Below are 16,297 nucleotides of genomic sequence, written 5' to 3'. Positions count from 1 at the left end.
GTTTGTAAGCAGTCCGCCGTGTCGGTGGATGCGCATTATAGGGAGATTCGATTTCCACGCAACCCCTTTTTTAAAGAAAACTGCAAAAAATGGATCGTTCGCTCAAATTCCGGCCTATATAAACACTTTTACTACGTTATTAACGCTATAATTACCTCATGTTAGGGAGAAAACCGATCTCCCGAACACATTTTCGCCAACTCTATTGTGCTCCGGCAGAGCTCTAGCTAAAGTGGAACAAGATCACCTTAAAGGGATAACTATGACTATACAAAGCTACAAAGGTAAAGCACCGAATATTGATAACACAGCCTATGTTCATGAGTCAGCTGTGCTGGTTGGAGATATAGAGGTCGCCGAGAACGCAAGTATTTGGCCACTGGTAGCCGCTCGCGGCGATGTAAACTATATGCGCATTGGTAAACGCACTAATATTCAAGATGGTTCGGTATTGCACCTTACGCGCGCCAGCAAAGCGAACCCCAAAGGTTACCCTCTTATCATTGGCGACGATGTCACGGTAGGACACAAGGCCATGCTCCATGGCTGCAAGTTAGGAAACCGTATTCTCGTTGGTATGGGTGCCATTATCATGGACAACGTCACCGTCGAAGATGATGTGATTATCGCCGGTGGCGCGCTTGTTCCCCCGAATAAAACGCTGCAGTCTGGGTACCTGTATGTTGGCAGCCCAGCAAAGCAAGCTCGACCACTGAGCGATGACGAACGTACATTTTTGAAAGTATCCGCAGATAATTATGTGCGCTTAAAAGACGAATATCTTAACGAAGTGGCGCCAGTGGTGGAATAACCACTTGGCCCTCGGCGGTAAACTCCTCATCTTCGATAAGTTGCTGCGCGACCTCTTCGTAGTCAAATCTTAATTGCGCAAAGTGTGTAAGCGCATCACTGCGTTCGATATTGTCCATATCTATAGTGCAGGGTATTAGCATGCCATTGGCCATAGCGTAAAAGGTGAGTACACCATTAATGTACTCTACACGGTCTACGAATTGGATAGCTTGATTCATTTTAACTGCCCCTCTCTTAAGGCACGAATGACTGGCTCACAGTCTGGCATAAAACCACGCCACAAGGCGAATGCATGAGCGGCTTGAGCCACCAGCATGCCGAGACCATCAACACAAGAAACATAACTGTTTATGTCACCTGCCCAGCGCATAAAGCTGGTTGGCTGATCGGCATAGTACATATCATAAGCATACTGGCAGTGTTGCATTACCTTAGTATCAATATCAGGCACCTGACCGTGAACACTGGACGAAGTGGAATTGATAACAATATCAAAAGGGCCTTCACTTAACTGCGTAAAGCCACAGCCATGAACCGCTACTTTGCTATCTATACGCTCCGCCAACTGCTGTGCTTTACTTGCGGTACGATTAGCAATCGTGAGTGAGCTGATACCACTTTCAATTAAGGGTAACACAGCCCCTTTCGCAGCTCCTCCCGCTCCGAGTAACAATACATGTCTATCGCGCAGCTCACCAAAGGCCCGTTGCAAGTCGCTGACCAAGCCAATGCCGTCGGTGTTGTCGCCCATTAACTTGCCTTGCGGAGTAAGCACTAAGGTATTAACCGCTGCCGCTAATTGCGCGCGCTCAGTTAAGGTGTCAGCCAAAGCAAAAGCACGCTCTTTAAAAGGTAAAGTGACATTGGCTCCCTTGCCACCGGTGGCGAAAAAGTCAGTCACCGACTGCTCAAAGCTTGCTAACGGTGCTAAAATGCGCTGGTAATCCACCTCTACCTCCTGCTGGCGAGCGAACGCTTGGTGAATAAGGGGAGATTTAGAGTGCTTAATAGGGTTACCAAAAACCGCGTATTTATCCATTATCTTTCCTAATAATTGAGCAGGCTATGAAGCAGTTACTTAAACGCATCCTCAAAAAAGATGCAAATTCATCAACCACCGCTGCCAAAACCGAGCACCCGACCGTGTCACAAACCCCTTATGATATGATTGGAGGTGAGCCAGGGGCCCGTGCTCTAGCTAATCGATTTTACGACATTATGGCTCAAGATGAATACGCGAAACCTTTATATGATATGCATCCCCAGCCATTAGATCGCATTCGCCAAGTGTTTTTTGAGTTTCTCTCTGGCTGGCTCGGTGGGCCTGATTTATTTGTAGAACAATACGGCCACCCGCAGCTCAGACAGCGCCATATGCCCTTTTCTATTGATAAAGGCTTACGCGACCAGTGGATGCATTGTATGAACAAAGCGCTTGATCAAGAAATTGACAACCCAGTATTGCGAGAAAACCTGCGCCAATCATTGGCACAGCTTGCTAGTCATATGATAAACCAGCACTAAATATGTTATCTCTATTAGGTTAGGGACACTCTATCCGAAATTAGCAGTCACCATAAAATAATCCCCAAAGGATTATGTACTAAGGTTGCGTTCAAAATTAACGATATCTACGCCTGGTTTAACTCGGTACAACTGAGCGAACCGGCCACCTGACCTAACTTTTTCATCCATTTTTTCCAACATATCAGTTGCTTCTATACGCCTGATAATGGTCTTGCGCTGTACGGTTTTACCTAAAATAGTTTCGATAACAGACTTGAACTGCCCAACGGTAAAGTATTCTGGTAAGCAATATACTGGCACCATTGAATACAAAGCCTTTTGCTTCAACCTCTGCCTTGCCTGCTCTACAATATATTTATGATCAAAGGCCACAGGTAGGTCCTGTAACTCCCCCACACTTGTCCATTTCACATCATCAACTGTGGCTACATGTGCTGATGCGTTTCCCTCTGCGACGAGAGCAAAGTAGACCAGGGTTACACTAAATCCTCGTGGATCGCGACTCACTCCCGAATAGGTATGCAATTGCTCCAAATATTGAGGGGTGATGTTAGTCTTTTCTTTTAATTTACGTAATGCGGTCATATCCGCATCATGGTCGATATCTATGTCAATAAAGCCACCCGGTAACGCCCATTGACCGGTAAAAGGTTCGCTCGCTCGCTTGACTAACAAAACCTTTAAATCCGCATCTTTTACAGTGAACAACACACTATCAACTGTAAATAGAGGGTTTTTATATTTTCTAATATCGTAACTATCAGCCACTTTCCCATCCACACTAAGGTCTTAGCGACAAAATATCTGGTAGCCCCAAAAATTTCAACTAGCAGAGTTAACCGCTCCACTATACTAGTCGCACTTTAGCTCAAAAAATATCTTGCTTGATTTAGGTACGTTTGATAACCTTCTTTGTGTCGGTAGGACACAAAGATTGAAAGGATGCCAAATGAAAGTACTTAGCTATGACTCAGCAGGTAATAAATCACAGCTCGATTATGATAACTTCAGCTTTTCAGGGGGTGAAGAACATATTCGATTCAGCCCAGCCTCATTACTTCATACTGTAAAAATAGAAATATTTGAACGGCTAACCGACTCATCAAAAGTGATCAGGCTAATGATGGCCGTTGATGCTTTAAGAAGAATAACAGCTGAGAGCACGACTATTGAGCTTGTAATCCCTTATTTTCCCTACGCTCGCCAAGATAGAGTGTGTGTAGAAGGTGAAGCATTGGGTGCCGTTGTTATGGCAAATATCATTAACAGCTTAAACTTTTCAAAAGTAACCATTTGGGATTCACACAGTGATGTCTCACCAGCTCTGATACATCGAGTAACCAATATCGAGCAGGTCGCGTTACTGGGACGGTGTAAAGAGTTAAACAAACGCTTATCTGTGGGTGAACTAACGCTAATCTCTCCTGATGCTGGTGCTAGCAAAAAGACACTTAAGATTTCCGAAAAATTTAATGGAGTGCCCGAAGTAATTCAAGCTCACAAAGTCAGAGATCTCAAAACGGGCGACATAATAAAAACCGAAGTACTAGGCGATGTTAAAGGTAAAAATGTACTGATCGCAGATGATATCTGTGATGGTGGGAGAACCTTTATTGAATTAGCGAAAGTACTCAAGAATGAGGGGGCTTTAGAAGTGTCTTTGTTCATTACCCATGGAATTTTTTCCAAAGGACTCGATGTGTTTGAGGGGCTGATCGATCATATCTACACAACCGACTCCTTTAGACCCGCGAATGAGTTTAAAAGTAACAGCGATATAAATTTACAAATAATTGAGATGTAGGGACAACACCATGACTATTACAGCTGCAAGTATGCAAAAGGATGTTTATAAAGAGTTTCATAGTCGCGCTTACCACCCTAGTGTAACCGAAGTATATGCAAATTATACTTCTAGAAGTGGCAAGCTAAGCAACATAACAGACAATGACAAAGTAGCTTTTGTTGGCTTGCAATATTTTATAAAGAGCTACCTGTTAGAAGAGTGGAACGAGTTTTTTAAACAGGATAAAGCAGTTGCTGTAGCAACTCATAAGCGAATTATGAGCTCAATGCTTGGCTATTCTGTTGATGTTACATACCTAGAAGATCTTCATGATTTAGGGTATTTACCACTCAAAATCAAAGCACTGCCAGAGGGAACACTGGTTCCTTATTTAGTGCCTCCCATCACAATAGTTAATACAAAACCGGGTTTTCAATGGCTGACCAATATGATCGAAACCGTGTTAAGTTGCGAGAATTGGCCAATTCAAACAAGCGCAACTACTTCTGTTGCCTATTTCAAAGTATTTAAAGAGTTTGCAACTAAAACGGGATTACCCGCTGAGTTTGTACCATTTCAAGGTCATGACTTCAGCTTTAGGGGAATGTTTGGCAAGCATGCAGCTGCCATGAGTGGCTTTGGCCATTTAGCATCAGGGTTAGTTGGCACAGATACTATTCCCGCAGTTTTATTCGCAGAGAAATACTACGATGCAAATGTTGATAAAGAACTGGTTGGCTGCTCAGTAGATGCAACAGAACACTCGGTAACTTGCTCTTGGATTATGGAGGGAGAAATTGAGTTTTTTAAATACCTAATGAAAGAACAATCCCCAAAAGGAATACTAAGCGTAGTATCTGATACATGGGACTTCTGGACTTTAGTCACTGATTATCTGCCACAATTAAAAGACGATATTATGATGCGGGACGGTACGTTAGTTATTCGTCCTGACTCAGGAGACCCTGTAAAAATACTCACGGGATACAAAGTTTCCCCTGTCTCAGATTACAGTGAACTATTTCAGGACCAGAGCGAGGCTGAAAAAGAAGCTATTTCGAAAGGGTATGAGGCCTACAGATTTAATGGTGAATACTTTGGATTCGAAAATGATTCGACCATTAGGCTCATGGAGTGCGAAGTTAAGGGCTTAATAGAGTGTCTCTGGGACATTTTTGGTGGCACGACTACGGCTCAAGGATACAAGTTGTTGGACGATCATATTGGCGCAATTTACGGGGATGCAATCACCCTAAGTCGTCAGCGTCAGATATTACAACGACTCATGGACAAAGGCTTCGCATCAAAGGTTGTTTTAGGCATTGGTTCATATAGCTACCAATACGTAACTCGAGATACTCATGGCTCCGCAGTTAAAGCCACAAGTGTAGTAAAGGATGGTCAACGTTTAGCAATCTTCAAAGACCCCAAAACAGACGCTAAAAAGAAATCATCAAAAGGGTTGTTAAAGGTAGAACGTATCGATGGTGAACTAACCCTATTTGATAACGTATCAGAACAAGAGGAGCAACAAGGACTTTTAGACGTTGTTTTTGAAGATGGTAAGTTATTAAAAGAGACAACCCTTGACGAAATCAGAGCCTTAATAGCTCAACAGGTTTAGCGGTTTTAGGTTGGACAACAGTTAACAAACACTATCACTATCTACTTATGGTAAGAACATGAACGTGCTTTATCAGGGCTGTCATGTTCTTATCAACTTGATGAATCTATCAACCTCGTGAAATCATCTATTTTTCACTCATAGCTAGCCAGTCCTGTGGCTTTAAGTAATGCTCATATAGTTTCGCCTCGGCAGTGCCTGGGGCGGGAGTATAGTCATATTCCCACCTCGCCAACGGTGGCATAGACATGAGAATAGACTCTGTGCGGCCACCGCTTTGCAAACCAAATAAGGTGCCTCGGTCCCAAACTAAATTGAACTCAACATAACGACCGCGACGATAAAGCTGAAATTGGCGCTGCTGTTCGTCATAGTCAGTGTCTTTTCGCTTGCTGACTATCGGCAGATAAGCATCTAAATAGCCATTACCCACCGCCTGCATAAAGGCAAAACTTTTTTCGAATCCCCATTCATTGAGATCATCAAAAAATAATCCGCCAACACCTCGAGTTTCATCACGATGTTTCAAATAGAAGTAATCATCACACCACTTCTTATATTTTGGATACACATCCTCCCCGAATGGGTCGCATAAATCTTTAGCAACCTGATGCCAATGCTCTACATCTTCACGCTCAGGGTAAAAAGGTGTTAAATCGAACCCACCACCAAACCACCAAATAGGCTGTTCGCCCTCTTTTTCGGCGATAAAAAAGCGTACGTTGGCATGGCTGGTTGGGATATGCGGGTTTTTCGGATGAATAACCAATGAGACACCACACGCATGAAAACTTCGCCCAGCAAGCTCAGGCCGATGTGCTGTTGCTGATGCCGGCATTGACGCACCAAACACGTGAGAAAAATTGACACCGCCTTGCTCGATAATAGCCCCGTCACGAATAACGCGCGTACGTCCTCCACCGCCCTCTTCTCGCTGCCAAGCATCTTCTACAAACTGTGCCTTGCCATCGGCCTGCTCTAGACCAGCGCAGATCTCATCCTGCAACGCTTTAAGGTATTCTTTCACTTGTGCTAAAAGTTGTGATGCCATGATTAACCTCGAAACGTTTGCCCGCTGAGGGCGTCTTTTATAGTGCTGGGGTGTTGCTGACCACCTAAGGGTTCATCAACATAGCAACCCACTTGTTCGGCAAACGCCGCTTTCGCAGCCGCAATTGAACTAACCGGCTGCTCGCCACTTAAGTTGGCACTCGTTGACACTAAAGGGCCACCAAAAGCTTGGCATAAACGCTTCACAGTTGGGTGATTGGTCACTCGCACGGCTATGCTATCAAACTTGCCAGTAAGCCATTTGGGCGTATCAGCGGCAGCCGGCATCACCCAAGTGACAGGGCCTGGCCATTGCGAAAAGATATCAGCGCGCTTATCCATAGGAATTTTGTGATCGGCCACATAAGGCAGTAACTGACCGTAACTATCGGCAATAAGAATTAAGCCTTTCTCAACCGGACGCTGCTTAATAGCCAATAGCTTTTCTACTGCTTGTTGGTTCATTGGGTCGCAACCCAGCCCGTACACGGCCTCTGTTGGGTAAAGAATAACCTCACCCTGTTGTAAGCTTTCTACAACCGGGTCTACTGTGATTGGCTCTGGCACCTTCTAACTCTCCACATTCTCAGCTTGTTTATGCCCACAGGACTTTTGCGGACATTGTAACACAGGTCCCCCAGCAAGATTACGCTTGACCATGACCGGCCAATCACACTGAGGGCAAGCATGAGCCACGGGCTCATAGTTCAAGCTGTATTTGCATTTGGGGTAAGCATCGCAAGAGTAAAAAGTTTTACCATATTTATTACTACGTTTAGTTAAACGACCATCATGACACTTTGGGCAGGTTACTAGGTTTTGCTCTGGCTGCTGTTGCTTTTGATCGGCGATGTAATGGCACTGAGGGAAATTGGTACAACCGATAAACATGCCAAAGCGGCCGTTTTTCACCGCTAAAGGCGAATCACACTCAGGACAGGGATTATCGTCTAATACCTTAAGTACGGCTGTGTCATGTTGGTGCAAAGGACGAATGAAGTCACACTTCGGGTAGGCTGCGCACCCTAAAAAAGGACCGTTCTTAGAGTGCCGCATCACCAACTCACAACCACACTGGGGACACACTTCGTATTCTTTCTCTAGAGCATGTTGATTAGCATTAAATAACGAATGGTCGATCTTGCTCACGCACTACTCGCACTTTGGTGAATTTGCGCCCAATATACTGACCCCAACACAGAGATCAAGCTTAATGCAGTGTTGGGTTCGGGTCATCGAAAATTAAATCTTCCATTTGTGCATAAGCCTGCTCCTGCCCGGGCACACTTAACAACACCATCAGCACCACCCACTTCAAATCGTCCAGTGCAATTTGCTCTTGGTCCAGTGCCACAGCGCGATCGATAACCATCTCTCGAGTTGTGCTATTTATAACGCCAATTTGCTCTAAGAACATCAAAAAGCCTTGGCACTGAGTATCAAGTTTCATACTTTCGTATTCGGTATAGATACGGCATGCTCCAGTTGGGGCATTATGCAAATAAGGGCGCTCATCGCTATATTGCAACTGAGCTAGCTGCTCCAACCAATCCAGTGCTTTAAATATTTCGCTGTTGTTGAACCCCGCTTTACGTAATTCGTCGGTGAGTACGTTCTCTTCGACAAAAATTTCACTCTCGCTGTGAATATAGTTTTCAAACAAATACATTAGGATATCAAACATGTTACCCGCCCCCTGTTTTTACATAGCCCTCTGAGGTGCTCTCTATTAGCCCCTCCAGCTCTAAATCGACTAGTTGCGTCAGTAGTTCTGTAATGGGTACTTCGGCACTACTAGCAATGTCATCAACGCAAGTAGGCTCGTAACCAATATGACGAAGTATGCTGTTTTCATCCTCACGGTAAGTAGGTTCACTCTTTATATATAGACCGTTTTGCGCAGAAAAACCTAACTCGAGCAATACATCTTTTGCCGATTCAACCAAGGCCGCGCCCTCTTTTATTAGCTTATGGCAGCCTTTGGCATAGGGATTATTAATTGAGCCCGGTATAGCCATTACCTCTCGGTTATAGTCCGCAGCCAGTTCAGCCGTGATCAATGAACCACTCTTACGCTCAGCCTCAACCACTAAAGTAGCGACCGATAAGCCAGCGATAATGCGATTACGTCTAGGGAAATGCATAGCCCGAGCCGGAGTTGTGGGCACAAACTCACTGACTAACAAACCATTTGCCAAAATATCATCACGTAAAGCTTTATTGCGGCGGGGGTAACAAATATCAACGCCGGTGCCAAGCACAGCTACAGTTTGACCTGTCGCCATCAGTGCCCCCTGATGCGACATGGCGTCTACGCCCATTGCCATACCTGAAGTGATTGTTAGCCCCGCTGCACTCAATTGCTGGGCTATTTCTTGGGCACATCGCTTCCCAGCAAGCGAAGCACTGCGACTGCCGACCATCGCGATTTGTGGTAGTTTGAGAAGCTGGGTATTGCCTCTGCAAAACAGTAATAGCGGTGCATCGGGCAGCTCAGCTAACAGCTCGGGGTAAGCAGACGTACCCAAGGCTATAACATCAATACCTTGATGTTTGAATGCTTGAATCTTGCGCTTGTAGTTAGCAATATTAAGTGCTGAAAGGGCTCCAATGATGTTCGCTTTTACGCCGTAGCATTGCAAACACTCAGGCTCCGTAACCATGCGGGCTAACGGTACGTGCGTAAGCAACTTATTGACATCGCGGCAGCTGAGTCCACGAACATAGAGCAAAGCCAGTAATGCGGCTTGATGGAAATGTAAATCGACCTCTGACGAGGCCGATGATAACGGTAACTGGTGTGCCATGCTCCCTCCTTGAGCACAACCCAACGCAGTGTACGATCAGCTGTTACTAATTAACACTGACTACATCGCCAACGCGAATTGGGCGTAGCGTTTTTGTGACAATAGCATAGCTCACTCTATCTTGTACTTTCAGTACCATAAGCTCGCCGACTTTCTCTTTCGGCATATGCCACGTGGTGTTGTCACCATCCTCTTCGAAATTAAAGGACTCTTCAATGTTAGACGCAACTTTCTCGTAAGTGCTCGCGTCTTCTTTATAACTTGGTCCATCATCACCATCAACCACGGTGGGTGACTGTCGACGAATATCAAACATATGTCCTGCTTTCACTTCGTCTGTCAGGCCACGATTGAGTACCACGATGTCCATCTTGCTGAATTCACGCAGCTCATTGGTTGACGCAATAATTTCGCCATCAATTTCCTTGTCAGGGCGACGCATTTTAAAGAACGCAGGCAAGCTTTGCCCTTCGCTGACGGGCAGTAAGAAGTCACCAGCATTAATTTCACGCTTCACATCGTTAACAAACACAGAGGCTGGCACACCGTTATCGAAGTCTCCCGAGCGGAACGCACGGGCAGTAGCAACAAGCTTCACCTCGTAGCCAAGCACTTCTTCTGTTTGTGGGTCAATGTAAGGATCATCTTTGTGGTAAATAGCGTAGTTACGGTTACGTTCTAAATCGCCTTTAACGTAAAGAATGTGGCCTTTAGTTGGGCGCTTAACGTTCTCGTTAGCACCTAACACATAGGGCTGAGCCGCTATTTGCTCTTCACTTAGCGCCTGTTCATAGGTTAAAAATGGACGCAATAGCTCTAAAGAAATAGTTGGAATAGCGCTATCACTCTTCATGGTTTTGCGACCATGGGGAGTTAGTTTTTGATAGTTTTCTGGACGCTCCATCACTAAGCGAGGTCGACCCTGAGCGTCATACACAAGGTATAACGTATCACCCGGATAAATAAGGTGAGGGTTATCAATTTGTGGATTCATTTGCCACAGCTCTGGCCATAACCAAGGCTTGTCCAAATAAATAGCAGAGATATCCCATAACGTATCTCCCTTTTCTACCACATACTGCTCAGGGGCATTTTCTTTTACCGTTAGAACATCTGCTAATGATGGAAAAGCAGCCGCAAGTGCTAATACGGCAGCCGATAGCTGTTTTATCATTGTAATGAGCTTCCTCAAGCTTGTTTTATTATAATTATTACCCAATAACCTGTTAAAGGTGCACACGAATGGCTAAAATAAAAACATAACACAATACCCGATATTTAGCACAATTTTTAATAAGGTAGCTATGGCACTTTTAGAAGTACTTCGATTCCCTGATGAACGTTTGCGCACAGTCGCTCAACCAGTAACCGATATTAACGATGATATTCGCATCATCGTCAAAGACATGTTAGAGACCATGTACGATGAAAATGGTATTGGTCTTGCGGCCACCCAGGTTGATATTCATCAGCGTATCGTCGTCATCGATGTTTCCGACGAGCGCGACCAGCCGTTGGTTCTTATTAATCCTGAGATTACTCATAAAGACGGCTCTACGGTTAGTGAAGAGGGTTGTCTATCCGTTCCAAACTCCTATGCGAAGGTTGATCGCGCTGAAACGGTGACAGTAAAAGCCCTGAATGAACAAGGTGAAGAGTTCAGCCTTGACGCCGACGGCTTACTGGCCATTTGCATTCAACATGAATTAGATCACCTACTAGGTAAGCTATTCATTGATTACTTATCTCCTTTGAAGCGCCAACGTATTCGCAAGAAGCTTGAAAAAGAAGCGCGTCTTGCCGCAAAAGCTCAGTAACAAGGATAAACAGTGACTCAAGCTCTTCGCATCGTATTTGCCGGTACGCCGGATTTTGCCGCCCGCCATTTGCAGGCACTTATTGACTCAGAACATCAGGTGGTTGGCGTGTACAGCCAGCCTGATCGCCCCGCAGGTAGAGGAAAAAAGCTCAAGGCCAGTGAGGTTAAAACGCTTGCTTTAGAGCATAACTTACCTGTTTATCAGCCAACTTCTCTAAAAGACGAGCAGGCACAACAGCAACTTGCAGAGCTAAACGCCGACGTTATGGTGGTAGTTGCGTACGGGTTGTTATTGCCAAAAGCGATTTTAACAACCCCCAGATTAGGTTGCCTCAATGTCCACGGCTCCATTTTACCTCGCTGGCGAGGCGCAGCCCCTATTCAGCGCGCTATCTGGGCTGGCGATAAGGAAACTGGCATCACTATTATGCAAATGGATGAAGGTCTTGATACTGGCGATATGCTGAGTATTGCTCGTTGCCCTATTGCAGCTGATGAAACCTCAGCTTCATTGTACGCCAAGCTTGCGCAGCTAGGCCCTTCAGCGTTAATTGATACCTTAGCCAAGCTCTCTACCATAGAGCCAGAGCCCCAAGACGATGCTCAAGCAAACTACGCTAAAAAATTATCAAAAGAAGAGGCGGAGTTAGACTGGCAGCTTGATGCCGAGCAATTAGCTCGCAACGTGAGGGCCTTTAACCCATGGCCTATTTGTTTTACCAAGATGCAAGGCAATACCGTCAAGGTGTGGCAAGCCGACGTTGTTACCGAGCAAGGTGCACCAGGGCAAATATTGCGGGCCGATAAAAACGGTATTGTGGTCGCCTGCACCAACCATGCTCTGTGCATTACCGAGCTTCAACCGCCAGGTAAAAAACCCATGTCCGCCCAAGACTTTTTAAACGGTCGAGCCGATTGGGTCAGTGTAGGTAGCACCTTGGCACATATTGCAGGCGAAACCCATGAGTAATGTTCGCGCCCAAGCGGCGCACACACTTTATCACGTCGTCGATCGCGGGGTTTCTCTCTCGGCAGCTCTGCCCCGCTACAGCCGGGACCTCAATCCAAAAGATAAGGCCTTGATGCAGCAAATTTGTTATGGCGTCTTACGCTACCTGCCAAGCCTAGAATTTTATTGTCAGCAACTGCTGGATGAGCCCCTCAAAGGTAAACGTCGTGTCTATCAGTTTTTACTCTATGTTGGCCTGTATCAATTAATACATATGCGTGTTCCCGAGCATGCCGCAGTGGGTGAAACCGTTAATGCACTCAAAGCGATGCGCGCACCAGGCCTGAAAGGCCTAGTTAACGCCGTATTACGGAATTTTCAGCGCCAACGCGATGAGCTCGAAGCCGCAGCAACACAGATCGATGCTTGTAAATATAATCACCCAGGCTGGTTATTAAAAAAACTTAAGCGCGACTACCCAGAACATTGGCACACCATTGTTGCCCAAAACCAGGCGCAAGCGCCCATGTGGTTACGCGTGAATCAACGTCAGTATTCTTGCGAGCAATATGCGCACCTGCTCAGCAAGCAAGGTATCGAGTACAGTCAATTTGCCGATTACCAAGATGCAATAAAGCTTAAAAAAGCAGTGGATGTGCAGAAACTACCAGAGTTTTTCGCAGGGGCAAGCTCTGTCCAAGATGCAGCTGCTCAGCAAGCCGCGAGGCTGCTTGGCGCACAAGATGGTGAATATGTGCTCGACGCCTGCGCCGCGCCGGGCGGCAAAACCTGTCACATACTTGAGTTGGCCGATGCAAAAGTGGCGGCGCTTGACTGTGATGCTGAACGCCTAGACAAAGTGCGCGCTAACTTACAGCGATTACAGCTTGATGCCGAACTTGTTTGCGCCCAAGCACAAGACACTGAGTCATGGTGGCAAGGTCAGCAATTTGATCGCATTTTATTGGATGTTCCCTGTTCAGCAACAGGGGTGATACGCCGTCATCCTGATATTAAATGGTTAAGACGACACTCTGATATTGACGAGCTCGCTAAGCTACAGGGACAAATCCTTGATGCTATTTGGCCATTATTGAAGCCGGGCGGGACTCTACTTTATGCCACTTGCTCGGTGCTATCAGAAGAGAATCAAGAGCAGATGAAAGCCTTCTTCACACGCCATAGTGATGCTCAGCATAACCCACTGCACGAGCAAGACTCTATAGCTCAACCAGGGTGGCAATTATTACCTGGCGACACCGATGGCTTCTATTACGCAAAAATAATAAAACAGTGATATAGCAATGAAAATTATCATCTTAGGCGCGGGGCAAGTCGGCGGAACACTGGCAGAAAACCTTGTCGGCGAGCAGAACGAAATCACCGTTGTCGACATTGATGGCGATCGCTTGCGCGAGCTACAGGACAAATATGACCTGCAAGGAGTCACTGGGCACAGTGCTCACCCCGATATTTTGCGTAAGGCCGGCGCTGAAGATGCTGATATGATTATTGCCGTCACCAGCTCCGATGAAGTCAACATGGTAGCCTGCCAAGTGGCCTACAGTATTTTTAATACACCCACCAAGATTGCCCGTATTCGCTCGGAGCAATACCTGCGCTATCGTCAGCAGTTGTTCCATAATGACGATTTGCCAGTGGATCACTATATCGCTCCTGAGCAACTTGTTACCAAGTACATCCGCCGCCTCATTGATTACCCAGGGGCCTTACAAGTGCTGCAATTTGCCGATGGCAAGTTGTCTCTGGTCGCAGTCAAAGCCTACTATGGCGGTTTACTCGTTGGTTATGCGCTATCAGCATTGAAAGAGCACATTCCCAATGTCGAAACTCGTGTTGCTGCAATTTACCGCCAAGGCAAGGCTATCAAACCCTTGGGCACCACAGTGATCGAAGCCGACGATGAGATCTTCTTTATTGCCGCAACCAAGCATATTCGTGCGGTAATGAGTGAACTGCAAAAGCTTGAGCGTTCTTATAAGAAGATCATGATCGCCGGTGGAGGTAACATTGGTGCTGGCTTGGCCCGCTCGTTGGAAAAAAACCATAGCGTTAAGCTGCTGGAGCGTAACCCACAACGAGCTGAGCAACTATCTGAAATGCTCGATGATACTGTGGTTTTTTGTGGTGATGCGTCTGATCAGGAGCTGCTCTCAGAAGAGCATATTGAGCAAGTCGATGTATTCATTGCGGTGACCAATGACGACGAGGCCAATATTATGTCAGCGATGTTGGCAAAACGTATGGGGGCGCAAAAAACCATGGTGCTCATTCAACGTGGCGCCTATGTTGACTTGGTGCAAGGGGGTGAAATAGATATCGCTATTTCACCACAGCAAGCGACCATTTCAGCCCTGCTGACTCACGTAAGACGCGGTGACATCGTCAATGTTTACTCGTTACGTAAAGGCGCGGCAGAGGCAATTGAAGCCGTAGCCCATGGTGATGAGAACACCTCTAAAGTGGTAGGCAGAGCTATCTCTGAAATTAAACTACCTGCAGGGACCACTATTGGCGCTATCGTGCGCAATGATGACGTACTGATAGCCCATGATGATACAGTGATCCAAAGTGGTGACCATGTCATTATGTTCTTGATAGATAAAAAACACATTCATGTGGTTGAGAAGCTCTTCCAGGTCAGCGCAATGTTTCTGTAATACATAAAAAAGCAGCCTTAGTGGGTGGACTAAGACTGCTTTTGCGTTGCTCTAATGGGTCTGGGTATTTACTCAGCGTGAGCAAATTCTTCCTTAGATAGCTCGCCATTTCCATCAATATCAAGCTCATCAAATTTAGTTAGAATCGCTGCATCTGCACTTGCCTCTTCCTTGCTGATGCTGCCATTACCGTCGACATCCAATGTATCAAAAGTAGAACCTGCGATAGCTGTTGCAGAAGAAGCCAAAATCGCCATAGCAAGTAGTGTGTTAGTCGTTTTCATCACGCTCTCCTCTTAGTTGGCGTTAAATTACTCAGCTTTTGCGAATTCTTTTTCGCTCAGCTCACCGTCTTTATTGGCGTCCAAATCCTTGAACTGCTGCATTAGCTCTGGATACTTAGACGCTTCTTCCATGCTGATAGCGCCATTGCTATCTACGTCTACACTGTTAAAGTCCATATCCAATGCGAATGCTGATGATGCGCTTACTAAACCTACGATAGCGACTGCTTTTGTTGAATTTTTCAAAATGTATCCTCTTTACTGTGTGGTGTTGTCCGGTGTTGCGCAGTCGTTACTGCGCTTTAGCAAACTCTTGCTCAGATAATTCACCGTTCATGTCAGTATCCAAGTCTTTAAATTGACTCATAAGCTCAGGATACTTAGACGCCTCTTCCATGCTGATAGCGCCGTTGCCGTCGGCATCAATAGTGTTGAAATCTGCATCCAATGCGAAAGCTGAAGATGCGCCTACAAGTGCCATTAATGCGACTGTGTGTTTCATGGTTTTCATAACTTGCTCCTTACCTTGTTTGGTAAATAATTGGGTTACTCGGCTTTTTCGAACTCTGCTTTTGAGAGCTCACCGTTGCCATCTGTATCGAGTTGATCGAACTGCTCCATTAGAGCGGCATCGACGGAGGCCTCTTGAACACTGATAGCGCCATTGCCGTCGGCATCAAGTGCGTTAAAATCTGCTGCAAATACAGCGCTTGATGCAGCTAAAGTGACAAATGCGATTGTTGACGTCATACCTTTCATAACAAATCCCTCTTAATGGAAATAAAGTGCGTGAGAAAGAGCGAATAGCGCTTAAGCTTGCTCGAACTCTTCTTTTGAAAGCTCACCGTTACCATCGGTATCTAGCTTGTCGAAGTGCTTGCTAAGCTCTGCATCCACTGCTGCTTCTTGCTTGCTGATAGCGCCATTGCCGTCTGCATCTAAAGTAGAGAAATCTGC

22 protein-coding genes are annotated in these 16,297 nt (G+C 45.8%); 8 read left to right on the top strand and 14 right to left on the bottom strand.

The window, feature by feature from the left end; all coding sequences use genetic code 11:
• The first annotated feature begins 262 nt into the window (after window positions 1–262).
• Window positions 263–811, top strand: coding sequence for a gamma carbonic anhydrase family protein (locus tag MHM93_RS18935; protein ID WP_239450181.1), 549 nt, complete (start codon window positions 263–265; stop codon window positions 809–811).
• Here the strand turns inward: MHM93_RS18935 and MHM93_RS18930 are convergent.
• Together MHM93_RS18930 and aroE are read right to left on the bottom strand one after the other, a co-directional pair.
• Window positions 783–1,031, bottom strand: coding sequence for a DUF1488 family protein (locus MHM93_RS18930; RefSeq protein WP_022946925.1), 249 nt, complete (start codon window positions 1,029–1,031; stop codon window positions 783–785). The two genes, MHM93_RS18935 and MHM93_RS18930, sit on opposite strands and share 29 nt — an antisense overlap.
• The gene (aroE, locus tag MHM93_RS18925; RefSeq protein WP_239450180.1) at window positions 1,028–1,852 is read right to left on the bottom strand and encodes a shikimate dehydrogenase; all 825 of its coding nucleotides are present in this window, start codon (window positions 1,850–1,852) and stop codon (window positions 1,028–1,030) included. Before aroE ends, MHM93_RS18930 begins: the two co-directional genes overlap by 4 nt.
• Before the next feature lie 26 nt (window positions 1,853–1,878).
• Here aroE and MHM93_RS18920 point away from each other — a divergent pair, with 26 nt between their 5' ends.
• Window positions 1,879–2,337: a group II truncated hemoglobin gene (locus MHM93_RS18920; RefSeq protein WP_239450179.1), complete on the top strand. Its 459-nt coding sequence runs from the start codon at window positions 1,879–1,881 to the stop codon at window positions 2,335–2,337.
• A 72-nt stretch (window positions 2,338–2,409) separates the two neighbouring features.
• Here MHM93_RS18920 and MHM93_RS18915 read toward each other — a convergent pair whose 3' ends face one another.
• Complete coding sequence (locus tag MHM93_RS18915) at window positions 2,410–3,108, bottom strand: NUDIX domain-containing protein (protein WP_239450178.1); 699 nt, start codon at window positions 3,106–3,108, stop codon at window positions 2,410–2,412.
• A 181-nt stretch (window positions 3,109–3,289) separates the two neighbouring features.
• On the opposite strand from MHM93_RS18915, the gene prs reads away from it, so the two are divergent.
• Together prs and MHM93_RS18905 are read left to right on the top strand one after the other, a co-directional pair.
• Window positions 3,290–4,144 (top strand): ribose-phosphate diphosphokinase, encoded by an 855-nt coding sequence (gene prs / locus MHM93_RS18910; protein ID WP_239450177.1) that lies wholly within the window; start codon window positions 3,290–3,292, stop codon window positions 4,142–4,144.
• 10 nt (window positions 4,145–4,154) lie between these two features.
• On the top strand, window positions 4,155–5,750 hold the full coding sequence (locus MHM93_RS18905; protein ID WP_239450176.1) for a nicotinate phosphoribosyltransferase: 1,596 nt from the start codon (window positions 4,155–4,157) through the stop codon (window positions 5,748–5,750).
• A 127-nt stretch (window positions 5,751–5,877) separates the two neighbouring features.
• Here MHM93_RS18905 and hemF read toward each other — a convergent pair whose 3' ends face one another.
• The 6 genes from hemF to MHM93_RS18875 form a co-directional block, all read right to left on the bottom strand.
• Window positions 5,878–6,801 (bottom strand): oxygen-dependent coproporphyrinogen oxidase, encoded by a 924-nt coding sequence (gene hemF / locus MHM93_RS18900; protein ID WP_045980676.1) that lies wholly within the window; start codon window positions 6,799–6,801, stop codon window positions 5,878–5,880.
• A 2-nt stretch (window positions 6,802–6,803) separates the two neighbouring features.
• Entirely contained in the window at window positions 6,804–7,367 is a 564-nt protein-coding gene (locus MHM93_RS18895; RefSeq protein ID WP_239450175.1) for an L-threonylcarbamoyladenylate synthase, read from the bottom strand.
• Window positions 7,368–7,370: 3 nt separating this feature from the next.
• Window positions 7,371–7,949 (bottom strand): topoisomerase DNA-binding C4 zinc finger domain-containing protein, encoded by a 579-nt coding sequence (locus tag MHM93_RS18890; protein ID WP_022946920.1) that lies wholly within the window; start codon window positions 7,947–7,949, stop codon window positions 7,371–7,373.
• 61 nt (window positions 7,950–8,010) lie between these two features.
• A complete protein-coding gene (locus MHM93_RS18885; RefSeq protein ID WP_045980674.1) occupies window positions 8,011–8,484 on the bottom strand; it encodes a DUF494 family protein in 474 nt (157 codons plus the stop codon).
• Between the two features lies 1 nt (window position 8,485).
• Window positions 8,486–9,607: a DNA-processing protein DprA gene (gene dprA / locus MHM93_RS18880; protein ID WP_239450174.1), complete on the bottom strand. Its 1,122-nt coding sequence runs from the start codon at window positions 9,605–9,607 to the stop codon at window positions 8,486–8,488.
• A 46-nt stretch (window positions 9,608–9,653) separates the two neighbouring features.
• Window positions 9,654–10,781 (bottom strand): LysM peptidoglycan-binding domain-containing protein, encoded by a 1,128-nt coding sequence (locus tag MHM93_RS18875; protein WP_022946917.1) that lies wholly within the window; start codon window positions 10,779–10,781, stop codon window positions 9,654–9,656.
• Window positions 10,782–10,911: 130 nt separating this feature from the next.
• Here MHM93_RS18875 and def point away from each other — a divergent pair, with 130 nt between their 5' ends.
• Genes def through trkA form a run of 4 tightly spaced genes read left to right on the top strand, consistent with a single transcriptional unit; the run spans window position 10,912 to window position 15,056 of the window.
• Window positions 10,912–11,424 (top strand): peptide deformylase, encoded by a 513-nt coding sequence (def, locus tag MHM93_RS18870; RefSeq protein WP_239450173.1) that lies wholly within the window; start codon window positions 10,912–10,914, stop codon window positions 11,422–11,424.
• Window positions 11,425–11,436: 12 nt separating this feature from the next.
• Entirely contained in the window at window positions 11,437–12,396 is a 960-nt protein-coding gene (fmt, locus tag MHM93_RS18865) for a methionyl-tRNA formyltransferase (RefSeq protein ID WP_239450172.1), read from the top strand.
• The gene (gene rsmB / locus MHM93_RS18860) at window positions 12,389–13,672 is read left to right on the top strand and encodes a 16S rRNA (cytosine(967)-C(5))-methyltransferase RsmB (protein WP_239450171.1); all 1,284 of its coding nucleotides are present in this window, start codon (window positions 12,389–12,391) and stop codon (window positions 13,670–13,672) included. Before fmt ends, rsmB begins: the two co-directional genes overlap by 8 nt.
• 7 nt (window positions 13,673–13,679) lie before the next feature.
• Window positions 13,680–15,056, top strand: coding sequence for a Trk system potassium transporter TrkA (gene trkA, locus MHM93_RS18855; protein ID WP_022946913.1), 1,377 nt, complete (start codon window positions 13,680–13,682; stop codon window positions 15,054–15,056).
• Between the two features lie 68 nt (window positions 15,057–15,124).
• Here trkA and MHM93_RS18850 read toward each other — a convergent pair whose 3' ends face one another.
• The 5 genes from MHM93_RS18850 to MHM93_RS18830 form a co-directional block, all read right to left on the bottom strand.
• Window positions 15,125–15,340 (bottom strand): EF-hand domain-containing protein, encoded by a 216-nt coding sequence (locus MHM93_RS18850; RefSeq protein WP_022946912.1) that lies wholly within the window; start codon window positions 15,338–15,340, stop codon window positions 15,125–15,127.
• A gap of 27 nt (window positions 15,341–15,367) precedes the next feature.
• Window positions 15,368–15,586, bottom strand: coding sequence for a calmodulin (locus MHM93_RS18845; protein ID WP_022946911.1), 219 nt, complete (start codon window positions 15,584–15,586; stop codon window positions 15,368–15,370).
• 46 nt (window positions 15,587–15,632) lie between these two features.
• Complete coding sequence (locus tag MHM93_RS18840; protein ID WP_022946910.1) at window positions 15,633–15,851, bottom strand: calmodulin; 219 nt, start codon at window positions 15,849–15,851, stop codon at window positions 15,633–15,635.
• Window positions 15,852–15,886: 35 nt separating this feature from the next.
• Window positions 15,887–16,099 carry a calmodulin gene (locus tag MHM93_RS18835; RefSeq protein WP_022946909.1) on the bottom strand — a complete coding sequence of 71 codons (213 nt, stop codon included), beginning with the start codon at window positions 16,097–16,099 and terminating at the stop codon, window positions 15,887–15,889.
• Window positions 16,100–16,150: 51 nt separating this feature from the next.
• Window positions 16,151–16,297, bottom strand: a 147-nt coding sequence (locus MHM93_RS18830; RefSeq protein ID WP_239450182.1) for an EF-hand domain-containing protein, incomplete at its 5' end; no start/stop codon positions are given.

It is taken from the genome of Pseudoalteromonas sp. MM17-2, assembly GCF_022347945.1.
Classification (GTDB): Bacteria; Pseudomonadota; Gammaproteobacteria; order Enterobacterales; family Alteromonadaceae; genus Pseudoalteromonas; species Pseudoalteromonas ruthenica.
This window is presented reverse-complemented; position numbering and strand designations above follow the sequence as displayed.